This is a genomic window from Streptomyces sp. NPDC002896, assembly GCF_040295225.1.
Lineage (GTDB): Bacteria > Actinomycetota > Actinomycetes > Streptomycetales > Streptomycetaceae > Streptomyces.
The window spans coordinates 94,453-115,322 of record NZ_JBEOVA010000026.1 but is presented as its reverse complement, the minus strand read 5'-3'; the positions used below and the strand labels follow the sequence as shown (position 1 = coordinate 115,322).

General features: G+C 70.6%; 13 protein-coding genes and 2 pseudogenes. 7 read left to right on the top strand and 8 right to left on the bottom strand.

Going from position 1 to position 20,870, the window contains the following annotated elements:
* Positions 1–205 precede the first annotated feature (205 nt).
* A complete protein-coding gene (pgm, locus tag ABT009_RS35250; RefSeq protein ID WP_351304523.1) occupies positions 206–1,846 on the top strand; it encodes a phosphoglucomutase (alpha-D-glucose-1,6-bisphosphate-dependent) in 1,641 nt (546 codons plus the stop codon).
* Positions 1,847–1,921: 75 nt separating this feature from the next.
* On the opposite strand, the gene ABT009_RS35245 is transcribed toward pgm, so the two are convergent.
* Complete coding sequence (locus ABT009_RS35245) at positions 1,922–3,409, bottom strand: hydrolase (RefSeq protein WP_351304520.1); 1,488 nt, start codon at positions 3,407–3,409, stop codon at positions 1,922–1,924.
* 257 nt (positions 3,410–3,666) lie between these two features.
* On the opposite strand from ABT009_RS35245, the gene ABT009_RS35240 reads away from it, so the two are divergent.
* From ABT009_RS35240 to ABT009_RS35225, 4 genes are all read left to right on the top strand, one after another.
* On the top strand, positions 3,667–4,797 hold the full coding sequence (locus ABT009_RS35240) for an XdhC family protein (protein ID WP_351304517.1): 1,131 nt from the start codon (positions 3,667–3,669) through the stop codon (positions 4,795–4,797).
* A 207-nt stretch (positions 4,798–5,004) separates the two neighbouring features.
* Positions 5,005–6,270: an aminotransferase class V-fold PLP-dependent enzyme gene (locus ABT009_RS35235; protein ID WP_351304514.1), complete on the top strand. Its 1,266-nt coding sequence runs from the start codon at positions 5,005–5,007 to the stop codon at positions 6,268–6,270.
* A 244-nt stretch (positions 6,271–6,514) separates the two neighbouring features.
* Complete coding sequence (locus tag ABT009_RS35230; protein WP_351304512.1) at positions 6,515–6,877, top strand: recombinase family protein; 363 nt, start codon at positions 6,515–6,517, stop codon at positions 6,875–6,877.
* Between the two features lie 294 nt (positions 6,878–7,171).
* Positions 7,172–8,698 carry a hypothetical protein gene (locus tag ABT009_RS35225; protein WP_351304509.1) on the top strand — a complete coding sequence of 509 codons (1,527 nt, stop codon included), beginning with the start codon at positions 7,172–7,174 and terminating at the stop codon, positions 8,696–8,698.
* 477 nt (positions 8,699–9,175) lie between these two features.
* Here ABT009_RS35225 and ABT009_RS35220 read toward each other — a convergent pair.
* Positions 9,176–10,450: pseudogene (locus ABT009_RS35220) on the bottom strand (DUF6777 domain-containing protein); the annotation flags it as partial.
* Between the two features lie 151 nt (positions 10,451–10,601).
* Positions 10,602–10,838, bottom strand: coding sequence for a response regulator transcription factor (locus tag ABT009_RS35215; protein ID WP_351304504.1), 237 nt, complete (start codon positions 10,836–10,838; stop codon positions 10,602–10,604).
* Between the two features lie 336 nt (positions 10,839–11,174).
* Here ABT009_RS35215 and ABT009_RS35210 point away from each other — a divergent pair, with 336 nt between their 5' ends.
* On the top strand, positions 11,175–13,616 hold the full coding sequence (locus tag ABT009_RS35210) for a SpoIIE family protein phosphatase (RefSeq protein WP_351304501.1): 2,442 nt from the start codon (positions 11,175–11,177) through the stop codon (positions 13,614–13,616).
* A gap of 147 nt (positions 13,617–13,763) precedes the next feature.
* Here the strand turns inward: ABT009_RS35210 and ABT009_RS35205 are convergent, their stop codons facing one another.
* From ABT009_RS35205 to ABT009_RS35185, 5 genes and pseudogenes are all read right to left on the bottom strand, one after another.
* A complete protein-coding gene (locus tag ABT009_RS35205) occupies positions 13,764–14,312 on the bottom strand; it encodes a hypothetical protein (protein ID WP_351304499.1) in 549 nt (182 codons plus the stop codon).
* A gap of 390 nt (positions 14,313–14,702) precedes the next feature.
* Positions 14,703–15,197 carry a DUF1153 domain-containing protein gene (locus ABT009_RS35200; RefSeq protein WP_351304497.1) on the bottom strand — a complete coding sequence of 165 codons (495 nt, stop codon included), beginning with the start codon at positions 15,195–15,197 and terminating at the stop codon, positions 14,703–14,705.
* 145 nt (positions 15,198–15,342) lie between these two features.
* Positions 15,343–16,032 carry a hypothetical protein gene (locus ABT009_RS35195; protein ID WP_351304495.1) on the bottom strand — a complete coding sequence of 230 codons (690 nt, stop codon included), beginning with the start codon at positions 16,030–16,032 and terminating at the stop codon, positions 15,343–15,345.
* A gap of 893 nt (positions 16,033–16,925) precedes the next feature.
* The gene (locus ABT009_RS35190) at positions 16,926–17,117 is read right to left on the bottom strand and encodes an antitoxin (RefSeq protein WP_351304492.1); all 192 of its coding nucleotides are present in this window, start codon (positions 17,115–17,117) and stop codon (positions 16,926–16,928) included.
* 885 nt (positions 17,118–18,002) lie between these two features.
* Positions 18,003–19,019: pseudogene (locus tag ABT009_RS35185) on the bottom strand (DUF6777 domain-containing protein); the annotation flags it as partial.
* A 445-nt stretch (positions 19,020–19,464) separates the two neighbouring features.
* On the opposite strand from ABT009_RS35185, the gene ABT009_RS35180 reads away from it, so the two are divergent.
* Complete coding sequence (locus ABT009_RS35180) at positions 19,465–20,811, top strand: streptophobe family protein (RefSeq protein WP_351304491.1); 1,347 nt, start codon at positions 19,465–19,467, stop codon at positions 20,809–20,811.
* The last annotated feature ends 59 nt before the right edge of the window (positions 20,812–20,870 follow it).

The following is a 20,870-nucleotide window of genomic DNA, read 5'->3' as shown; positions in this document are numbered from 1 at the left end:
CAGGTGGCCGGACGAGGCTGTCAAGGGTTTGTATGCGCCGGGGTCCATTTCCATTCATTTCCATGGGGCCGTGAACCTCGGTGCTTCGCGGAGCGCCCCGCCCGGCCACTCTGGGACCGGCCGGAGGCGCACTCGCGGATCACGCCCACGAACCGGGAAAATGGACCCACAACCGAACGCACAACCGACGCCAAGGAGCGGGCTCATGCAGCACGAGCGAGCGGGGCAGCCGGCCCAGCCAGAGGACCTCATCGACGTCGCCCGGCTGGTGACCGCGTACTACGCGCTGCACCCCGACCCGGCCGAGCCGGGCCAGCGCGTGTCATTCGGCACGTCGGGCCACCGCGGATCGTCGCTCGCCACGGCCTTCAACGAGGACCACATCGCCGCGACCAGCCAGGCCATCTGCGAGTACCGGGCCCGGCAGGGCACCGACGGGCCGCTGTTCCTCGGCGCCGACACCCATGCGCTGTCCGAGCCGGCCAAGGTGACCGCCATCGAGGTGTTCGCCGCCAACGGCGTGACGGTGCTCATAGACGCTGCCGACGGCTACACCCCCACCCCGGCCGTGTCGCACGCCATCCTCACCCACAACCGCGGCCGCGCGGCGGGCCTCGCGGACGGCGTCGTGGTCACCCCGTCGCACAACCCGCCCGCCGACGGCGGCTTCAAGTACAACCCGCCGAACGGCGGCCCGGCCGGGTCCGACGCCACCTCCTGGATCCAGGACCGCGCCAACGAGATCATCGCCGGTGGCCTGAAGGAAGTCCGGCGGCTTCCCTACACCCAGGCCCTGGCGGCGCCCACGACCGGGCGGTACGACTTCCTCGGCTCCTATGTCGAGGACCTGCCCAGCGTGCTGGACCTGGACGCGGTGCGGGCGGCGGGCGTGCGCATCGGCGCCGACCCGCTGGGCGGCGCTTCGGTCGCGTACTGGGGCCGTATCGCCGAGCAGCACCGGCTTGACCTGACGGTGGTCAACCCGCTGACGGACCCCGCCTGGCGGTTCATGACCCTGGACTGGGACGGCAAGATCCGTATGGACTGCTCGTCGCCGTACGCGATGGCCTCGCTCATCCAGCAGCGCGACCGCTTCCAGATCGCCACCGGCAACGACGCCGACGCCGACCGGCACGGCATCGTCACCCCGGACGCCGGTCTGATGAACCCCAATCACTATCTCGCCGCGGCCATCGCCTACCTCTACACCCACCGCGACCAGTGGCCCGCCGACGCCGGCATCGGCAAGACGCTGGTGTCGTCGAGCATGATCGACCGGGTCGCCGCCGACCTGGGCCGTGACCTGGTCGAGGTGCCCGTCGGCTTCAAGTGGTTCGTGGACGGGCTGGTCGACGGCTCGCTCGGCTTCGGCGGCGAGGAGTCGGCCGGGGCGTCCTTCCTCCGGTGCGACGGCTCGGTGTGGACCACCGACAAGGACGGCATCATCCTGGCCCTGCTCGCCTCCGAGATCCTGGCCGTCACCGAGGAGACCCCCTCGGAGCACTACGCCATTCTGACCGAGCGCTTCGGCGAGCCCGCGTACGCCCGTATCGACGCGCCCGCGTCCCGCGAGGAGAAGACCATCCTCGCCAAGCTCTCACCGGAGCAGGTCACCGCCGACACCCTGGCCGGGGAGCCGGTCACGGCCGTGCTCACCGAGGCGCCCGGCAACGGAGCCCCCATCGGCGGCATCAAGGTGACCACGCCCAACGCGTGGTTCGCGGCCCGCCCGTCCGGCACTGAGGACGTCTACAAGATCTACGCCGAGTCGTTCCTGGGGCCCGAGCACCTCGCGCAGGTGCAGGAGGAAGCGAAGGGCGTGGTGTCGGCGGCGCTGGGCAGCTGACGCCGACGCGAAGGGGGCCGGGTCCAGCAACCCCGGCCCCCACCTGCGGCGTTACCACTTTCAGGTCACATCGGGTCAGCTCACGTCGATGGCCGTGTCGTCGACGACGAACGACGTCTGCAGGACGGAGCCCTCGGTGCCGGTGAACTTGAGCGTGACGGCCTGTCCGGCGTAGGAGCTGAGGTCGAAGGTGCGGCGGGTGTAGCCGGTCGCCGCGTTGAGGTTGGAGTAGGTGGCCAGGGTGGACAGGACCGTGCCGCTGCTGTTGAGAACCTGGACCTTCAGGGTGTCGTAGGCCGTGGTGGTCGTGGTCTCGGCTGTGTCGATGTGCAGATAGAAGCTGAGGGCCGCCGAGCAGCCGGACGGGATGGTCACCGCCTGGGACAGGGTGTCGGTGTGCGCGGAGCCGTATCCGGAGAGCCAGGCCTTGTACGAGCCGGTACGGGCGGCCTGGCCTGAGTCGTTGGTGATGACGCCACTGGTGGCGGACCAGGAGGTCGCGCCGGACTCGAAGCCGGGGTTGGCGAGCAGCTGAGCGGCCGTGCAACTGGTGCCGCCTCCCCCGCCGCCGTCGCCTTCGCCGCCCGACAGCCACTCGGTGGCGTTGAGCGCGAGCGCGGCATTGGTGCCCGCGGTGTCGTTCCAGCCGTCGTAGAGCGTGTTGCCGGACTGGCCGGTGCCGTCGTCGATGGGTGAGCTGTCGCCCCAAACTGCGACCCGGCCGCTGCCGAAGGTGCTGGTGGCGAAGAAGGCGCCGGTGTTCCCGGAGTAGCCGGAGCGGTAGACCAGGCCCTTGACGGAGGAGTTGGCGGACGGGGTGAGCGTGACGGTCGTACCGCTGCGGATGATGCTGCCGGTGACCTTGCCGAACGATCCGTTCAGCACCGGGTCCGCGGTGTCCGTGATGGCCCTCGGATTCTCGGTGCCGATGCTCAGCGAGTCGACGGAGAAGCCGAAGGGGTTGGTGCTGTCGACGCTGTTGTTGGACATCAGGTCGTTGATGACCTCGACCGCGTCGTAGCCGTCGTTGTTGCGGTCCGCACCGGTGTGGTCCGAGACCAGGAAGAGGCCGCCGCCGTTCTGCACGAACTTCATGACGGCCGTCTTCTCGGCCGCGCTGAGCAGGACGTTCGGCTCCGGCAGCACGAACGTGTCGAAGTTCTGCAGGTCCAGCGCCGAGGTCGTGCCGTAGGTGATGGTGTTGCCCGATGGCAGCGTCTTGAGCGAGTAGTCGCCCGTCTTCTGCAGGGCGACGCCCCAGGCGGAGATGGCGCCGGTCCAGTCCGTCTCGGCCGTGGGGGTCGCGTCCTGGCCCAGCGGGTCGGGCTGGCTTGTGCCGATGATCCAGTCGGCGTTGCCGGCGGTCTCGGCCTTGGTGTTGTCGAAGAGCACGCGGTGCGGGGTGGCCGCGGCGGCCTCGGTGGCCTGGGTGGATGCCGCCGCCGTCATGTCGGCCGGGGCGGCTCCTGCCGTGCCCGTGGCCGTGCCCGCGGACAGCAGTCCGCAGAGGGCCAGGACCGCGGCGGCTGAGAGTCTGTGGCGGGATCTTGTGGATCCGAGCATCCGGCATACCTCCGTGAGGGGTGGGGGAAGGAGCGGTGCGGGTGTCGGGTCTGCGCGCGTAGACAAGTAGGTCGACGAACCGTCGAGCTACACATGGGGCGCGTGCACCGTACATGACAATCCACTCCTCGCAACAGACCACACGCGGCCCGGCGCGGCCGGGATGGCGGCGGCGCTGCCGAGCATGGACGCTTTCGTCAAGGGGCACAGTCTGGTCACGCCGGAGAACCCGGCAGCGGTGGAGAGAGGAGCGGACGATGCGTGAGATCCTCCCGGCGCTCAGCCGGTGGTACGCGCAGGGGTCGCCGTTCGGGCTGGCCACCGTCGTCGTGGTCAGCCGCAGCGCACCGCGCGATCCGGGGGCATCGATGGCGGTGGGCCCGGGTGACGAAGTTGTGGGCAGCGTCTCCGGCGGTTGTGTGGAAGGCGCCGTGTTCGAGCTGGCCAAGGAGGTCGTGGAGGGCGGCGAGGCGCGGCTGGAGACGTTCGGCTACAGCGACGAGGACGCGTTCGCCGTCGGTCTCACGTGCGGCGGCGAGATCACCCTTCTCGTACGGTCCGTCTCGCCGGAGACCGACCTCTCGTTCGGCGATGTCGCCGAGTCGGTCGCCGCGGGCCGCCCGGTCACCGTGGCGACGGTGATCGACGGCCCGGCGCCACGCGGCGCCACGCTGGCCGTGTGGCCGGACCGGGTGTCGGGTTCGCTGGGTTCGACCGGGCTGGACGTGGCCGTCACCGCCGACGCACGGGGTGAGCTGGCGCAGGGCGCCACCGGGCGGCGGCACTACGGCCCGCACGGGGAGCGGCGGGAGGACGCCGTCACGGTGTTCCTGCACTCCTTCGCCCCGCCGCCGAGGATGCTGGTGTTCGGCGCGATCGACTACGCGGCTGCGGTGGCGAGGATCGGTGACTTCCTCGGCTATCGGGTCACGGTGTGCGACGCCCGGCCGGTGTTCGCGACGCCGAAGCGGTTCCCCGCGGGCGTCGAGGTCGTCGTCGAATGGCCGCACCGCTATCTGAGCGGCACCGTCACCGACCAGCGCACGGTGATCTGTGTCCTGACCCATGACCCGAAGTTCGACGTCCCGCTGCTTGAGGAGGCGCTGCGCCGTCCCGCGGCGTACATCGGCGCGATGGGTAGCCGCCGCACGCACGACGACCGTATGAAGCGGCTGCGCGATGCCGGGCTCAGCGAGGAGGAACTCGGCCGGCTGCGCTCGCCGGTGGGCCTGGACCTCGGGGCCCGTACGCCCGAGGAGGTGGCCGTCTCGGTCGCTGCCGAGATCGTCGCTCTCCGCTGGGGCGGCACCGGCACGCCGCTGGCGGAGACAACCGGCGCGATCCATCCGCCGGGCGCGGCGTCGCAGTCGGACCCTGCGCCGCAGTGACGAGTACCGCCTTCGTCCTCGACGGGAGCGGCAAGGAAACCCGCGGGCAGGGCGGGGCGGGCACGGCCAGGGGCGGGCGTCACCGGCACGCCGACCGCTTGATCCCCCGGTCCCTCGGGCTGCGTGAACACCTGGTGGGCGAGGTGGTGGGAGCGCTGTGCCAGGATGCCGCGGAGTCATCAGATCGAGATACGGAGCCCTCGCCCTGTGAGCCAGACCGACGTCACCACGGCGCCGCCGCGCCCCCTGCTCCTCGCGGACGGACGGCCTGCCGCCGAAGCCTGGTCTCTGGACCCCGCGCAGAAGCACCTCAACCACGGATCGTTCGGCGCGGTTCCGGTCGTGGCGCAGGACGAGCAGAGCCGGCTGCGGGCGGAGATGGACCGGTCTCCGGGCCTCTGGTTCCCGGGCCTGTCCCAGCGGGTCGCCCGTGCCCGGGCCGAGATCGCGGCGTTCCTCCACGTCGCTGCGGAGGACCTCGCGCTCGTCCCGAACGCGAGCGGCGGCGCGAGTGTGGTCTATGCGAACGTCCCGTCCCGGCCCGGCGGCGAAGTCCTCGTCACCGACCACGGCTACGGGGCCGTGACCATGGGGGCCGAACGTCTCGCCCGGCGCTGGGGCGGCACGGTCCGTACGGCTCATGTGCCGCTCGACGCCGACGAGGACCAGGCGTACGAGGCCGTGGCCGCCGGGATGAACGAGGCGACCGGCCTGATCGTCCTCGACCACATCACCTCGGCGACCGCGCGCTGGATGCCCGTCGAGCGGATCGGTGCGGAAGCGCGGGCCAGGGGAATCCCGGTTCTTCTGGACGGGGCGCATGTGCCCGGACTCGCCGAGGACCCGTTGGCCGGCGTGGAGTGCGATTTCTGGATCGGCAATCTCCACAAGTTCGGCTGCGCGCCCCGCGGCGCGGCTGCGCTCGTCGCCCGCGGTGCGCTGCGCGACGGGCTGTATCCGCTGATCGACTCCTGGGGCGCTCCCGATCCGTTCCCCGACCGTTTCGACACCCAGGGAACCGTCGACGTCACCAGCTATCTGGCAGCTCCGGCCGCGCTCGACTTCGTCGAGTCCAACTGGGGCTGGGGCACGGCCCGTACGTACATGGGCGATCTCGCCGACTATGCCGAGCGGATCCTCGCCGAAGCCTTCTCCGGACTCATCGGCGAGAGCGCCACCGTCGACGTCGGCATGCCTGTCAACGCGCTCCGTCTGGTGCGGCTTCCGGACGGTCTGGCCCCGACACGCGTCGACGCGGACGCCCTGCGGGACCGGGTGGCGCGGGAACTGGGTGTGGAAGCGGCCTTCACCAGCTTCGACGGCGTCGGCTACATGCGGCTGTCGACGCATGTCTACAACACCGCCGAAGACTTCGAGTACTTCGCCGAGCGCTGTGTCCCGATGCTCGGGGCGTGGGCCCGCGAACGGCTCACCGCGGGCGGCGTGACGGGTTGCCAGCAGTTCCTTGGTTGACTGGTCATGCTTGGCCATTTTGGGATTACTTGCCGGGATGGTTCAAGGGATGGTTTCGGCGACGCGGGCTGTGTGGATTCTGGGTGTGTGGACCCGGACGCTGTGCAGGTACACGGCATCTGGCGTGCTGGCGGACCGCAGGTCACCGGGAGGGAAGCGCGTGTTCTCCGTGGTCGAGCTGGAGGCACTGCGGGCCGTGGCTGGACGGCTGCCGGACGTTGAGGGCGTAGTGCTGTAGGGGCGTGTGTCGTCGCAGCGGCAGCGCACTGAGGGCGACCTCGATCGGCAGATGGCTCGGTTGCGGAAGGCTGCGGCCAGTCGGCCGGTGGGCGAGTTCTTCGATGTCGCGTCGGGTCTGTCGGACCAGCGCCGGGGCCTGCGGTGGGCGTTGACGTTGTGCCAGCGGCCGGAGGTGTCGGTGCTGCTGGTCGAGCATGAGGGGCGCCTGGCCCGATTCGGAACCGGCATCATACGGGATGTGATGCTGCCGGCCTTCGGCGTAGAGCTGGAATTTGCCGGTACGGATGAAGACCTGGACGCTTCGCAGGAGTCGGAGCTGGTGAGGGACATGCTTGCGGTGGTCACGTCGTTCTCGGGCCGGTTGTAGGGGCAGCGTTCGGCGAAGGCCAGGGCGTTGACGAAGGCAGTTAAGTCCACTGCACCCACCCCGGACTTGTAGGACATGCTTGGCCACGAATGGTAGGGCGATCTTGTCGCTCGGGGAGGAGGCTGGCCAGTGGCGCGTAAGAAGCGTGGCGAGCGCCTGCGTGAGCTGGCTACCCCTTTCACTGTCGCCGCGCCGTCTGGTGCCCGTATACGGGACCGTGTGCACGACACCGATGCTGACGCCGAAGTCCTCACGCTGGTTGGCCAGCATCTGGGTCACCATCAGCGGGCTGACTTGGCCCGACGCGTTGAGATCGGCAAGGTGCGCGTCAAGGACAACCAGCGCACCGAGCGCAAGCGTGAGCTGACGAAGCACGCGTCGTCCCGTATGGCCGGTGCGATGACCAGGGCGAGCGAGGACCAGTACCAGCTGTCGTTGCGGTGCCTGTACGACGAGGCATCCAGCCTGCGGCGTGCGATCCGCACCATCACCCGGCGCCTGGCTGTCGCGTGCGGCACCAAGAAGGGCAAGGTCCGCGGATACAAAGACCAGGCCGAACGCTTCCAGAAGCAGCGTCGCTTGCAGGTCCTCAAGGCCCGTCTCACGGCCGTAGATGCGCGTATCGCATCCGGCCGGCCGAGCATTGTGGTCGGCGGCCGGCGCCTGGCGAAGGCCCGGCACAACCCCGCTGACGCACATCTGACCGAGGCTGAGTGGCGCGCACGCTGGGATGCTGAGCGGCTGTTCCTGACCGCCGATGGCGAGTCGGGGGCGCCGTTTGGGAACCACACGATCTGCGTGGACCCGAACGACGGCAGCGTCACGATCGTGCTCCCGGAGCCGCTGCGGCATCTCGCAAACATGCCTCGGGGCCGGTACCGGCTGGGCGGCACCGTCGCCTTCTCCCACCGCCGTGACGAGTGGCTCGACCGGGTGACCGCCAACAGGGCAGTCCGGTACGACTTCGCATACGAGCCGAGCCGTGGACGCTGGTACCTGGATGCGTCCTGGGGCGCCGACAGGGCCGTCCTCCCTACCCCGGGCGAGATCCGGGACTTCGGCGAGCGGACGATCGGCATCGACCTCAACGCCGACCACCTTGCCGCCTACGTCCTCGACCCGCACGGCAACCCGATCGGCCAACCTCACACCATCCCACTCGACCTGGTCGGCCCGGCATCGCAGCGGGACGGCCGCCTGCGTGACGCGATCAGCCAGCTCATCACGCTTGCCCGGCAACATGACTGCGCGGGCATCGTGGTGGAGAACCTCAACTTTGACGACGCCCGCGCCACCGGCCGGGAGCGGATGGGACGCGGTGGCCGGGGCAAAAAGTTCCGGAAGACGGTGGCTGGTATTCCCACCGCCCGGTTCCGGGAACGGCTGCGCGGCATGGCGTTCCATGCCGGCCTAGTCGTCATCGCGGTCGATCCGGCGTACACCAGCATCTGGGGCGAGCGGTACTGGAAGACCCCGCTCCAGCAGACCAACAAGAAGACCACCGTCACACGCCACCACTCGGCGGCTGTGGCGATCGGCAGGCGTGGCCTGGGACACCGGATCCGGCGTCGGCCAGGTGTGACCCCCGCTCACCAGAGGATGAGCGCGGGGAGAGCTACCGGCCAGACCGTATTCGTTCCCAGGCCACGCGGGACCGCGAGTCCACCCAGGACAGCGAGCGCGCCCGTACGGGGCGGTAAGACTCGACAGTGCCAAGGTGACCAACTCGCGCTGTTCCCCGACCCCGAAGACCGTTCGAGGGGTCACCGGATCAACGATCCGGTAAGTCATGGTTCGGCCAACACTGGCCAATCACGATAGGAACGGTTAGCGCAGCCCGCCGGACTCACGTCAGCTTCCGCTCCCGTCAGACTGCGGTCGAGTACGGGGTGGGTCGCGGGGCTGAGGCGGGGGCGGTCTCTTGGGGGGAGGCGGGCTGACCGGGGGTGGCGGTCGCGTTGCCCCGTGAGGTCTCGGACTCGGAAGGGGCCGGGGTGATCAGGGAGTCGTAGGGCTTCGGGGGCTCCGGGGACTTTGGGGTTCCGAAGATGTCGGCGGATCTGTGGAGCCCTTGGAATCCGGAGGCTTCGGGGAGTCGGACGACTTGGAGGATTCCGAAGAGCCTGGGGATTCCAGGGATTCGGAGGACTCTGGAGATTCCGGGGATTTCAGGGATTCGGGGGATTCGGGGGACGCCGTCGCCCCTGGAGTCCCAGCCTCGTCCGGCGGTTGGGTTGACCCCGGCGTCTCTCCCGAGTCCGGCGGCTGCGAGGACTCCGTCGCGTCCAGCGACTTGGGAGACACCGGTGGGTTCGCGGACTCGCGCGAGTCAGGCGGAGTTGACGATTCCGAAGGCCCGGGCGGCTCAGGGGACTTGGGGGGCTTACCCGACTCAGGTGGCGTTGGGGACTCGGAGAGCTCGGAGGACTCGGAGGACGGAAGAGGCTCCGAGGAACGCGACTCCGGAGACGAGGTGCCCGGCGACGGCGCGTCCGTACTCGGCGAGGCCGTGTCCGTCGTCGGCGCCGGTTCCTCCGCCAGCGGGTTCGGTTCCTCCGTCGGCGAGGTGGGCTCGGTGCCCTGCGGAGTCGGCTCGGCGGTCGTCGGCCGGGACGTCTTGCGGTCGTGGGTGCCGGTGTCACCGGGTCGGCGGGAGAACCAGTCGTCCTTCTCCGGGTCGACCATGACGAACGCGTCCACCGGCCGGGGCGCGGGTGTCACGACCACGACGTTCGACGGCCGGTACGCGGGCCATGGGTCGCCCGTCGTGTCGGGCGTGCCTTTCTGCGCGACCGGAGGGAGCAGCGGGTTTCCGCAGGCGCACCGCACGCGCGGCACTCCGCGGTCGTCGACGAGGACGGCGGTACCGGCCTGCAGCACCGCCTGATAACTGGTGGCAACGCCGTTCCGGTAGCCGTGGCTGGTGACCCGCGTGTCCACCCGTAGCTGTACGGGTGTGAGCGACCGCAGATAGTCCGGCACCTCTGAGGGTTCGATGCCCAGCGCCGTGGCGAACGCCTTCTTCTTCTCCGGAGCCGCGTCGAGCGCGGCGATCTGCTTCTCCACATCACAGCTGGAGACGTTCCGTGTGCCGCCGTAGAGGCCGGGCGACGACCCCTCGACACCGGGCGTCACATTGGCCGTCTCCGTGGCGTCGGGGCTGGCCAGGGAGGGCGGCGACGGCGGAGGAGAGCTCTCCCGCGCGGTCGACTCTGTGAACGGGTCCTGACCCGTCGTACCGGCGGCCTGGAGGAAGACCTCACCCTGGTTCTGCGCAGTACCGCCGTCGGGACGCGTCAGGACGGCGACGAGGGCCACCACGGCCGCGATCACGGCGACGATCAACGAAAGTCGGTGGGGCGACCTCCACCTGGGGCGACCCGGGTTTCCGGGGTCCTTGCCCGGCTTCCCGGAACCGTCGCGGCCTGCCCCGCCTGCCCCGCCTGCCCCGCCAGGCTGTCTGCTCGGCGGGCCCGGCGGCGGGGTCGGGCCTGGGCCCGGCTCGGGGGGACTCGCGAGCGGACCCGGCGGGGGCCCTTCGGGGAGGTTGGGCGACGGGGGTTCGAGGGTCACGAGCTGCTCCTCGTACCGGAAAGGCCGCGCGGCGGAGTTGCGCATGCGGGTCGGGCGAGCGACCACGCGGCGCGCGCACGGAGATGGTGCAGGCCGAGGCGGAGGCCAAGGCCAAGACGACGGCGAAGACGAACAGATCGGCTCACAGGAATCACAGCCCCAGGGATATGGCCAGCCGCGTGAGCTCCGCCGTGCTGTTGATGCCCAGCTTCGCCCGGATACGGCGGAGGTACGCGTCGACCGTGTGCTTCGAGAGCCCCATGTGGCGGGCCGTCTGCAGGTAGGTGCGCCCTGCGGCGATGTGCCGCAGTGTCTCCTGCTCGCGGGGCGCCAGCGCGAGCTGCGCGGCTGCGAGCGCTTCGGCCTGCGGCGTGGTCGTGAAGCTCATGGGGTTTCCTCGACGAATCGGCTCCGGTCTTCACTGCTCACGCCCTCGGAAGCAGGGATCTCATACCGGAATGTCGGTATTTACCCCCATTCACGCCAGGAGTCCGGAGTCCGGTTCCACGCCGTTGCATGCCTTCTGAAGATTTTTTCGTCCTTGGCGCCAAGGCTCCCGGGCGGGCGTTCCCGCCGTACCCGGCAGGCGGGCGCTCCCGCCGTACCCGGCACTGCGTTTGGTGCTCCGCGCCCCGCAGGATCATGCTTGTCAGTAGAGCCCTGGTCGTGCAGGTTCCCGCGGGAAGAGCGGGGAGAGGATCGAGCAAGGGCGAGATGAGCGGCGATGGAGCGACTTCCCACCCCTCCTGACGAGCGGCCGGACGCGCCGGACGAGTCGGACGCCTCCCTTGAGTTTGCGTACACGGCCACGGCCACCATCGACGAGCAGGGCACCGTGACGGGGTGGAGCGAAGGTGCCCGGCGGCTGCTCGGTTACGTGCCCTCGGAGGTCGTCGGCCGGCCCGCCGCCAGGCTGCTCGCCGACGAGGCCGCCGAAGGGGCCCGCCGAACCCCTGCCGGGAAGGAACGATGGAGCGGCACCCTGGCGCTGCGGCACCGGGACGGCCACCGGGTGGAGACGGGACTGCTCGCGCACCGGCGGTCGTCGGACGGCGGGATCACCGAGTGGCTCGTGGTGTCCGCCGTGGCGGGGCGACCGCGCACGCCCGCGGGCGAAGCGCTGAGGGAATGGACGTTCACCCAGTCCCCCGACATCCTGGCGATCTTCGACACCGATCTGCGGCTGGTGGGCGCGAACGCCGGCATGGAGCGGGCGCTGTCCCTGACGGAGGCCGAGATGGAGGGGCTGCACCTGACGGAGATCGCCCCGTATCCGGTGAGCGACGAGGCCGAGAGGAAGATGCGGCTGGCGTTGGAGACGGGTGAGCCCCAGTACGTGGAGGCGTACATCCGTCCAACGGGCGTGAGCCCGGAGCGCGGCTGGTCGACCTCGTTCGCACCGTTGAAGGACCCGGACGGCAGGGTGTGCGCGGTGTGCCTGACGGCGCACGACAGGTCCGGGGAGTACCTGGCCCGGCAGCGGATGCTCCTGCTGAACGAGGCCGGTTCCCGCATCGGCACCACTCTCGACGTCGCACACACCGCGCAGGAGCTGGCCGACGTCGCCGTGCCCCAGCTCGCGGACTTCGCAGCCGTGGACCTGCTGGACCTCCCCCAGCAGGGCGACGAACCGGCCTCCGCGCAGTCGCCCGGACCGGTCACCATGCGCCGCACCGCTCTGCGGTCGGTCGCCGAGGAGAGCCCCGACTCCTTGGTCGCGGTCGGCGACACGAATGTCTACCCCGCGCTCTCACCGCCGGCCGAGTGCCTGACCACGGGCCGTGCCGCGTTGTACGAGATGACCGACTCGACCATCGCCGGATGGGCGGCGCGGGACCCCGGAGCCGCCTGGATCCGCGAGTACGGGACGCGCTCGGTGATGGTGGTGCCGATGCGCGCCCGCGGCATCACTCTCGGCGTGGCGCTCTTCAGCCGCCACCGGCGCCGGGAGCCGTTCGAGTCGGACGACCTGCTGCTGGCCGAGGAGCTCACGGCCAGAGCGGCCGTGAGCATCCACAACGCCCGCCGGTACACCCGGGAGCGCACCACCACCATGACGCTGCAGCGCAGCCTGCTCCCGCACACGCTGCCCGATCAGGCGGCGCTCGAGATCGCCTCCCGGTATCTGCCCGCCGGTACCCGGGCCGGCGTGGGCGGCGACTGGTTCGACGTGATCCCGCTGTCCGGTGCGCGGGTGGCGCTCGTCGTGGGCGATGTGGTCGGCCACGGGATACGCGCCTCCGCCACCATGGGCAGGCTGCGTACCGCGGTGCGGACCCTGGCCGACGTCGACCTGCCGCCCGACGAACTGCTCACGCACCTCGACGACCTCGTCATCCATCTGTCGGCCGACGAGGGCAGCGGGGACCCCGCCGCCGAAACCGCCGGGGGCATCGGCACCACCTGCCTGTACGCGGTCTACGACCCGGTGTCGCGCCGCTGCACCCTCGCCCGGGCCGGCCATCCCCCACCAGCCGTGGTCACCCCCGAGGGCGCGGTCTACTTCCTCGACGTCCCGGCCGGCCCGCCGCTGGGCCTCGGCGGCCTCCCCTTCGAGACCTTCGAGACGGAACTGCCCGAGGGCAGCGTCCTGGCCCTGTACACCGACGGTCTGCTCGAGCCCCGCGACCACGACATCGACGAAGCCCTGGACAAGATGTTCTCGGCTCTCGCGCTCCCGGCGGCGACGCTGGAAACGGTCTGCGACAGGGTTCTCACGTCCATGCTGACCCACCGCCCCGACGACGACATCGCGCTGCTCGTGGCCCGCACCCGGGCCCTCCACGCCGACCGGGTCGCCGCCTGGGACCTGGCCTCCGACCCCGCCATCGTCGCCCAGGCCCGCAAGAACGCCACCGACCAGCTGGAGGCCTGGGGTCTTGACGACGCGGTCTTCATCACCGAGTTGATGGTCAGCGAACTCGTCACCAATGCCATCCGCTACGGCCATCCGCCCATCAAGCTGCGGCTGATACACGAGAACAGCACCCTGATCTGCGAGGTCTCCGACTCGAGCAGCACCACGCCGCACATGCGGCGCGCCCGGACCTTCGACGAAGGGGGGCGCGGACTGCTGCTGGTCGCCCAGCTCTCCGAGCGCTGGGGTACGCGGCACGCCCCGGTCGGTAAGACCATCTGGGCCGAGCAGTCGCTTGCCGCGGCCTGAGGGATACGCCTGCCTTACAGACACGTCGTGCCCAAGGGGGCGTCTTGCGGGGTGCGCCGATCCGTTCGGAGTCGGCGTGATGCTTCTGCATGGGCCGGGGACCGGACTACGAGTCCTGCCCCACCGCAGGTGCGGCGGGGCACGAACTCAGCCCATGCCGCCGTTGCCGCCGCGGCCGCCCTGGCCGCTGGTCTCGCAGCCCACGCCGACGCAGGTCCCGCCGTCGCCGCCCTGACCGCCGTCGCCACCGTCGCCGCCGTCGACCGCGTCCCCGCCGTCGCCACCGTCGCCGCCGTCGCCGCCGTTGGCGCTGCCGTTGCAGACCCCGACGCACACCCCGCCGTTGCCGCCCTTGGTGCCGTTCTGGCCGGGCTGACCCTGGGTCCCCTTGGCGCCGTTGGCGCTGCCGTTGCAGAGCCCGACGCAGACCCCGCCGTCGCCGCCGTTGGTGCCGTTGACGGTTCCGTTGCAGTTTCCGGCGCACACGCGGTCGCCGATCTGGACGTTGTCTTCGCCCACCTTGATGTCACCAGACAGGTCGTCGTGGTCCTGATCTGCGGGCAGATGCCGGGGGGAACTCGACACGTCGGCGTTCGCCTGTGGCATGGGCGCTGCGGTCGCGGCCGGCGCCAGCGCGCCGCCGCCTATGAGAGCGGTCGAGACCATGAGGCCGAGACGGAATTTCCAAGAGCGCATGCGCATAGAATTACCCCTTTTTCGGAAGACGGTTTTCCGTGACGCGGATTATGTGTCTGCTCGCCTTTTCGTGCCGCCTCGCGGATAAGAACTTTCCACGCCGCCTCGCGGAAGAACAGGAAAAGCAGAAAGGGCGGCCGTTCGTACTTTCCTGATCGATGCGACCCGGTCCGCGGCCCGGGCGTCACGCCCCCGGCTTTCAGCACCTGACCCACCGTGTGGGCGCCCCGCCCGCACCGGGGCGGGGCGAGTCGGGCTTGGATCGGCTCATAGGGACGACGGAGCCCCTGGACGGCCGCCGATCGGCCGCTGCGCTGATCCCCCATCCGCAGCGGACCGGTACGCCTCGCCGACGCGTTGTTCGGCGGTCCGAGCGGCCCGCCGCCAAGGTCACGGGTGCGTGGAGCGGTCTTCGTCTCCGAGCAGCGCGGACCAGTCACCCTCGATGAACTGCTTCTGCCAGGTCTCGATCTCCTCTTCGGAGACCTTGTACTTCTCGGCGACCTCGACCTTCGTGGCGTCTCCGGACGCGATGGCCCACACGATCCGCACCTTGTCCGCCGCCGTGAGCTCTTCCTTGGGCTTGTCCGGCAGGTCGTCGTGCCCGTCGTCGTGCCCGACACAGCTGGACTGACCGGGCTGGCCGGGCTTGCCGGGCTCACCGGGCTTGCCGGGTTCACCGCCCTTGCCGCCCTCCCCACCCTTACCGCCTTCGCCGCCCTTGCCGCAGTCCGAACCGTGCGCGACATCACCGGGCGCATCTGCCGAGTAGCTGGTGGCGGTCGCGGCGCTCTGCGGCGCCTGTGCGGCACATGCGGTGCCAGTGGCGAGGCCCAAGGCGGCTATCGCCAGGATGACGGGACGGTGCCAGTGACTTCTGGACATGAGGATTCTCCATTCACTCGTGGGATCGCTGGGGATCAATGAGATTGGGGGGACGGAGGTGGAGGTCGCCGAAGACCTCCACCCCGTCGTGGTGGGCGGCCGCGACCCGCTGCCGCGGGCCGCCCAAGCCGTCGTCCTGCTGCGATCAGATGCCGGTGCCTCCGACACCGCCGACTCCACCGGCACCACCGGGGCCGTTGGTGCTGGTGCCACCGGTACCGCCGGTACCACCGGTACCACCGTTGCCGTTGGTGCTGCTGCCGCCGTTACCGCCGGTACCACCGGTACCACCGGCACCATTGGTGCTGCCGCCACCGCCACCGCCGGAGCCGCCGCCACCGGCGTTGCCGTTGGTGCTGTCGCCACCCTTACCGCCGGTGCCACCGGTACCACCGGGGCCGTTCACGCTCCCGCCGCCGCCACCGCCGCCGCCACCGCCGCCGCCCGGGCCGTTGGTGCTGCTGCCACCGGTACCACCGGTACCACCGGAGCCGCCGGGGCCGTTGGTGCTGCTGCCGCCGGAGCCACCGGAGCCACCGGAGCCACCGGGGCCGTTGGTGCTGGTGCCGCCGGTACCACCGGAGCCACCGGAGCCACCGGCGCCGTTCGTACTGTTGCCGCCGGCACCACCGGCACCACCGGAACCGCCAGGGCCGTTGACGCTGGTGCCGCCGGCACCACCGGCACCGCCGGCACCGCCGTCGGCAAAGGCAGAGGACGCCGGAAGGAAGATGCCCCCGGTGATCAGCGCGGCCGAGGCGACGGCCGTCGCGAGGCGACGGCCCCGCCGCTTCTTCGGTCGGGCGTCGATGGTGGGACTAACCTCATTCATCATGGGTTTTCTCCTTCTGATATCGAGAGGAATTCTGACGCGCCCCGGTAATAGGGGGTCGTGGTCAGCGGATCGATTCCGACTCATGCCGGAACATCCGTCGATTCGGCGAGGGTGAGAATCCTCGGCAAGGATTTCCGCCTCATCCTGCTGCCTCGTTCCCTTTCCGGTGAGGCCCGCACTTCAAGTAGGCCCGACCCGCAATGAAGGGTCATGTTCCGAGGACTCGGGACTTGACTGATCCGGAGGCGTCGTATAAAAGCCAATGGGATACGCCGCCGGGCGGCCTCTGACCGTTCGGGAGCCCGCATCGGCCCGCAGGGCTCGCAGAACTCGACAGCCACGTCGCGGAGGTCGAGCACGCCGCCGCAGGACCGCGTGTGCAACAGGATCAGGTGTCCAACACCACCCACCACCGCCGGGCCGACCGCGCGCAACACACGCCAGAGGCCGCCTCCGGCGAGCGGAAGCGGCCTCTGGCATGAGAAAGGCGCGGTCTCGGTTGTGAACCTGCGGTGCCCTGCGCGCGGTCTTACGGCGTTTCTGCCCGTCAAGCCACGACGGGCACGTTCGCCGAGTTCCAACGGTGCCTGAGTTTACCGGAGTTCACGATACGTCGTGTCGGATTTCAGGCCGCCGGATTTGCAGTGGGCCCGGTGACCAGCACCGCGTCGCCGGCCGGATCCGGGGAGGGCGGCCGAGGTTGCCGGAGAGAGCTGCTGCGGCTCTGGACGACAGGTGCAACTGCCACGACGGGTGCCACAGCGCCCGGGACGGAGGGGCGCGAGTACCCAGGGAGTCGCGCTCGCTAGCCCGTGGGCTCAGACCGGCCGGCTGCGGGCGCACGTGGTCGAAGTCGGTTCGTACGCACGCCGCCCGCAGGGCCCCGATAGGCGTCAGCTCTGGGGCGGCTCCTGCTCCCGGCCCCTGCCGAACTCGTCCTTGAGCCTGTCCTGGGCGGTGTCGACCTGGCCCCGGTACCTGCCCTGGGTCTTGTCGTCGATGTAGTCGCCCGACTTGTCGATGGCCCGATCGGTCTGGCTCTCGTGGCCCTTCAGCAGCTGCTTGATCTTGTCCATCATGGACATGACTGATCCTCTTTCGGAGACGGCCCCCCACCACTCCAGGTTCACCGCACCACGCGCGGCTCGCATCCGGGCGCACATACGCGAGTCCTGCGGCCGTCGCGGACGGTCCCGGTCAGGCCCCAGGAACTCCCGATCCGCACCTTCGGGTGCCTAACCCTCGCCGCCCCCACCGTCTCCGCCGTCGCCGCCCCCACCGTCTCCGCCGTCGCCGCCCCCACCGTCGCCGCCGTCGCCGCCCCCATCGCCGCCCGGGGGCTCCGCAGGCGGGGGCTCCGCAGGTGGCGGCTCCGCAGGCGGGGGCTCCGCAGGTGGCGGCTCCGCAGGTGGCGGCTCCGCAGGTGGCGGCTCCGCAGGTGGCGGCTCCGCAGGCGGGGGCTCCGCAGGTGGCGGCTCCGCAGGCGGGGGCTCCGCAGGCGGGGGCTCCGCAGGCGGGGGCTCCGCAGGTGGCGGCTCCGCAGGTGGCGGCTCCGCAGGTGGCGGCTCCGCAGGTGGCGGCTCCGCAGGTGGCGGCTCCGCAGGTGGCGGCTCCGCAGGCGGGGGCTCCGCAGGCGGCGCCTCCTCAGGCCGCTTCTGCTCCTCCTCAGGCGGCTTCGCAGGCGGCTCCTCCTCAGGCCGCTTCTGCTCCTCCTCCGGCTTCTGCTCCTCCTCCGGCTTCTGCTTCTCCTCGTCCTCCTGCTTCTTCTTCTCCTCGTCCTGCTTCTGCTCCTCCTCCGGCTTCTGCTCCTCCTCCGGCTTCTGCTTCTCCTCGTCCTCCTGCTTCTTCTTCTCCTCGTCCTGCTGCTTCTTCTTCTCCTCGTCCTGCTTCTGCTCCTCCTCCGGCTTCTGCTTCTCCTCGTCCTCCTGCTTCTTCTTCTCCTCGTCCCGCTTCTGCTCCTCCTCCTGCTTCGGCTCCGACGTCCCCGTGGGCGGGGCCGTCTCCTTCCCCGTAGGGAACGGCTGCGTCTTGGGCGCCGCCGTCTTCTTGTCGTGCTCTCCCGTCTTGTCGCCGTTCTTCCGGGCGAACCACTCGCCGTCGTCCGGGTCCTGAACGACGAACTCCTTCACCGGGCGGGGTGCGGGCACCACGACGACGGTGTTCGTCGGCTGGTAGCCCGGCCAGGAGTCGCCGGTGCGCTTGGGATTGCTCTTCTGCGCGACCGGCGGCTTGAGCGGGTTTCCGCAGGCGCAGCGCACCCGTGGCACGCCGCGGTCGTCGACGAGGACCGCGGTGCCGGCCTGCAGCACCGCCTGATAAGGGGTGGCAACGCCGTTCCGGAAGCCGTGGTTGGTGACCCGGGTGTCCCCCCGCAGCTGTACGGGTGTGAGGCCTCGCAGATAGGCAGGGACTTTGGAGGGGGCGATGCCCAGCGCCGAAGCGAACGCGTTGTTCTTCGCCGGATCCGCCTTGAGCACGGTGATCTGCTTCTCCACGTCGCAGCTGGCCACGTTCCGCGTACCGCCGTAGAGGCCGGGAGCGTTTCCGTCAACGCCCTTCGCCACGTTGCCCGTGGCGTTCGGCGTGCCGGGCGCCGATGGCCTCGGCGGCGGCGTGGCGGTCTTCCGTGCCGTCGACTCCGTGAACGGATCCGGCCCGGTGCTCGCGGCGGGCTGGAGGAAGATCTCACCCTGCTGCTGGTTCGACGAGCCGTCGGGGCGGGTGAAGACGACGATCAGGACCACCGCCGCAACGATCGCGGCGGCGATGGTCGCCACCTGGGGCACCGACCTCCACCAGGGGCGACGAGGGCCTTCGCCGGCGCCGCCCCCACGCCCGCGGCCCCTGCCTCCTCCGCCCGGCGGCTCACCGGTGGGAGGCCTGCCACCGCTGGGCGGGGGCGGTGTGCGATGCCGCTGCGAGGGGCCCAAGAGCGGACCTGACGGGGGGCCTTTGGGGCGCTCGGACGGCGGAGGTTCGACGCTCACGAGCTCTTCTCCCTGCTTGGGAGCCTGCAGGTCTTCAGGCCGCGTAGGGCCGGGGGAGTCCCGCGGCGGGGCGGCGGCAGTCGCTCGGTGGGAGCACCGGCGAGGCAGGCGTCCCGGAGCGGAAGCGTCCCGAGGAGGCGGAACGGTCCTCCGCAGCAGAGGTCCTGCGACGCAGAAGCCCGGATGCGGCCAGAAGCCCCGATACGACCAGAAGCCCGGTTACGACCAGAAGCCCGGATACGCCCGGAAGCCCGGACACGGCCCGCAAACCCGCACCCCAGGCCGGCAACCGGCCGGGGAAGGCTGCGAACCATGCGGCCAGAAGGCCATGCGCCACTCTTCCCTCTGCATATCCATTGTGTGCGCTCGCTCTGCGGGGCCCGCAAGTCGACGCGGTCGGCTCTCCCGAGGGGCGGGTCGGCGACGTGCTGCTTAGCGTGACAGCGTGAGCCGCGAGACACCGACCGACCGGGCAGGCGCCCAGCATGCCTCCGACCGGCGGAGGAGCGCCTTCGGCAACCGTCAGGCCCGCCACGGCTGGGTCGAGGCCCTCGTGGTGGTGCTCGCCGGGTTCCTCGTCATGGCCGTCGTCGCGGCACTCGGCCTGTGGGCTGCCGGCGCGGCCGGCCTTCCGGGCGCGGCGTTCCCCCGTGTCGTGGCGGGCGTCGTAGTGATGGCGGTCGGCGGCTCCGTACGTTTCTCGGGTGATGCCGGTGCGCTCGCCGAGACGCGTGCGGATATGTCCGTGGTCCCGCTGTCGGTGACGGTCGCCGGTGCCCTTGTGATCGCCGCCGGGATCCTCCGGCCGCTGCGTCACCGTGCGGTCGCGGGGGCCCGCGAACTGGCCGGGTGGGGCGGCCGCCTCGCGGTCCTGTGGGTCCTGGCCCTCGTCGGCCTGTCGTTCCTCGCACGTCAGACGTTCGCCGTGCCCGCGGGGAGCGAGACGCTCAGCGACATCGGTGAGCTGCTGGACATCTCGCCCAGGATCGGGTTCGAGACGGATCTGCCCCTCACTCTTCTCTTCGGTCTGCTGTGGCTGGTCGGCCTGTTCGTACTGACTCTGCTGGTGTCCCGCAGGGCGCCTCTTCCGGCCCGTCTGCTGCGCTTCCAGGAATCGGTGCGGCCGGCCGCATTCGCGATGGTCGTCATGCTGCTGGTGTGTGTCGCCCTGGGAGCGGTCATCGGGCTGGTCTCGGCGGCGGCCCAGGGAGGTGCCGCCGACAAGCTCGCCGTGGTCCTGCTCTGCCTGCCGAACCTGATGTGGCTCGCCCTCACCGTCGGTCTCGGCGCGTCCTGGGAGGGCCGGGTCGAAGGGCAGCCGTTCGAACTGCCCATGCCGCATGCGCTGGACACCGTGCTGCGCAACGCAGACGATTCCACCCTGAACCTGCGCAGCCTCACGGAGATCGACGGCCGCTGGTGGTGGCTGGCGGTCGCCGCCGGGATCCTCGTCCTGGCCTGCGCCTTCCTGATGGCGGCCCGGTCACCGGCCCATATGCGGGCCTGGCAGCACGGGGTGCACATGGCGGTGGCCCTCGCCCTGACGGTGCTCACGATCTGTCTCCTCGGGCGGGTCTCGGCGCACTTCGCCCTGTCGGTCCTGGGCATCGGCGACCTCGGCGGAGGGCTTTCCGGAGAGGTGTCGCTGCGCCCCCAGCTGTGGACCGCACTCGGCTTCGCCGTGCTGTGGGGGTTCATCGGCGGCTTTCTGGGCGGCCTGCTCGCCCGGCCGGTCCATCGTCGGGGCGAGGTCCGGGCCGCCGGCCGCCCCACCGCGGCGCACCGGGCCTGAACCCGCGGCGGGAACGACGAGGGACCTGCCCCGCCCTGCGGCGGGACAGGCCCTTTGGT

Bases quoted from the DNA above. Each gene is read 5' to 3' on its own strand.
- ABT009_RS35245 (WP_351304520.1), bottom strand. From the start codon at position 3,409: ATGCTCGGATCCACAAGATCCCGCCACAGACTCTCAGCCGCCGCGGTC.
- pgm (WP_351304523.1), top strand. From the start codon at position 206: ATGCAGCACGAGCGAGCGGGGCAGCCGGCCCAGCCAGAGGACCTCATC.
- ABT009_RS35195 (WP_351304495.1), bottom strand. From the start codon at position 16,032: ATGATGAATGAGGTTAGTCCCACCATCGACGCCCGACCGAAGAAGCGG.
- ABT009_RS35200 (WP_351304497.1), bottom strand. From the start codon at position 15,197: ATGTCCAGAAGTCACTGGCACCGTCCCGTCATCCTGGCGATAGCCGCC.
- ABT009_RS35210 (WP_351304501.1), top strand. From the start codon at position 11,175: ATGGAGCGACTTCCCACCCCTCCTGACGAGCGGCCGGACGCGCCGGAC.
- ABT009_RS35190 (WP_351304492.1), bottom strand. From the start codon at position 17,117: ATGTCCATGATGGACAAGATCAAGCAGCTGCTGAAGGGCCACGAGAGC.
- ABT009_RS35215 (WP_351304504.1), bottom strand. From the start codon at position 10,838: ATGAGCTTCACGACCACGCCGCAGGCCGAAGCGCTCGCAGCCGCGCAG.
- ABT009_RS35205 (WP_351304499.1), bottom strand. From the start codon at position 14,312: ATGCGCTCTTGGAAATTCCGTCTCGGCCTCATGGTCTCGACCGCTCTC.
- ABT009_RS35240 (WP_351304517.1), top strand. From the start codon at position 3,667: ATGCGTGAGATCCTCCCGGCGCTCAGCCGGTGGTACGCGCAGGGGTCG.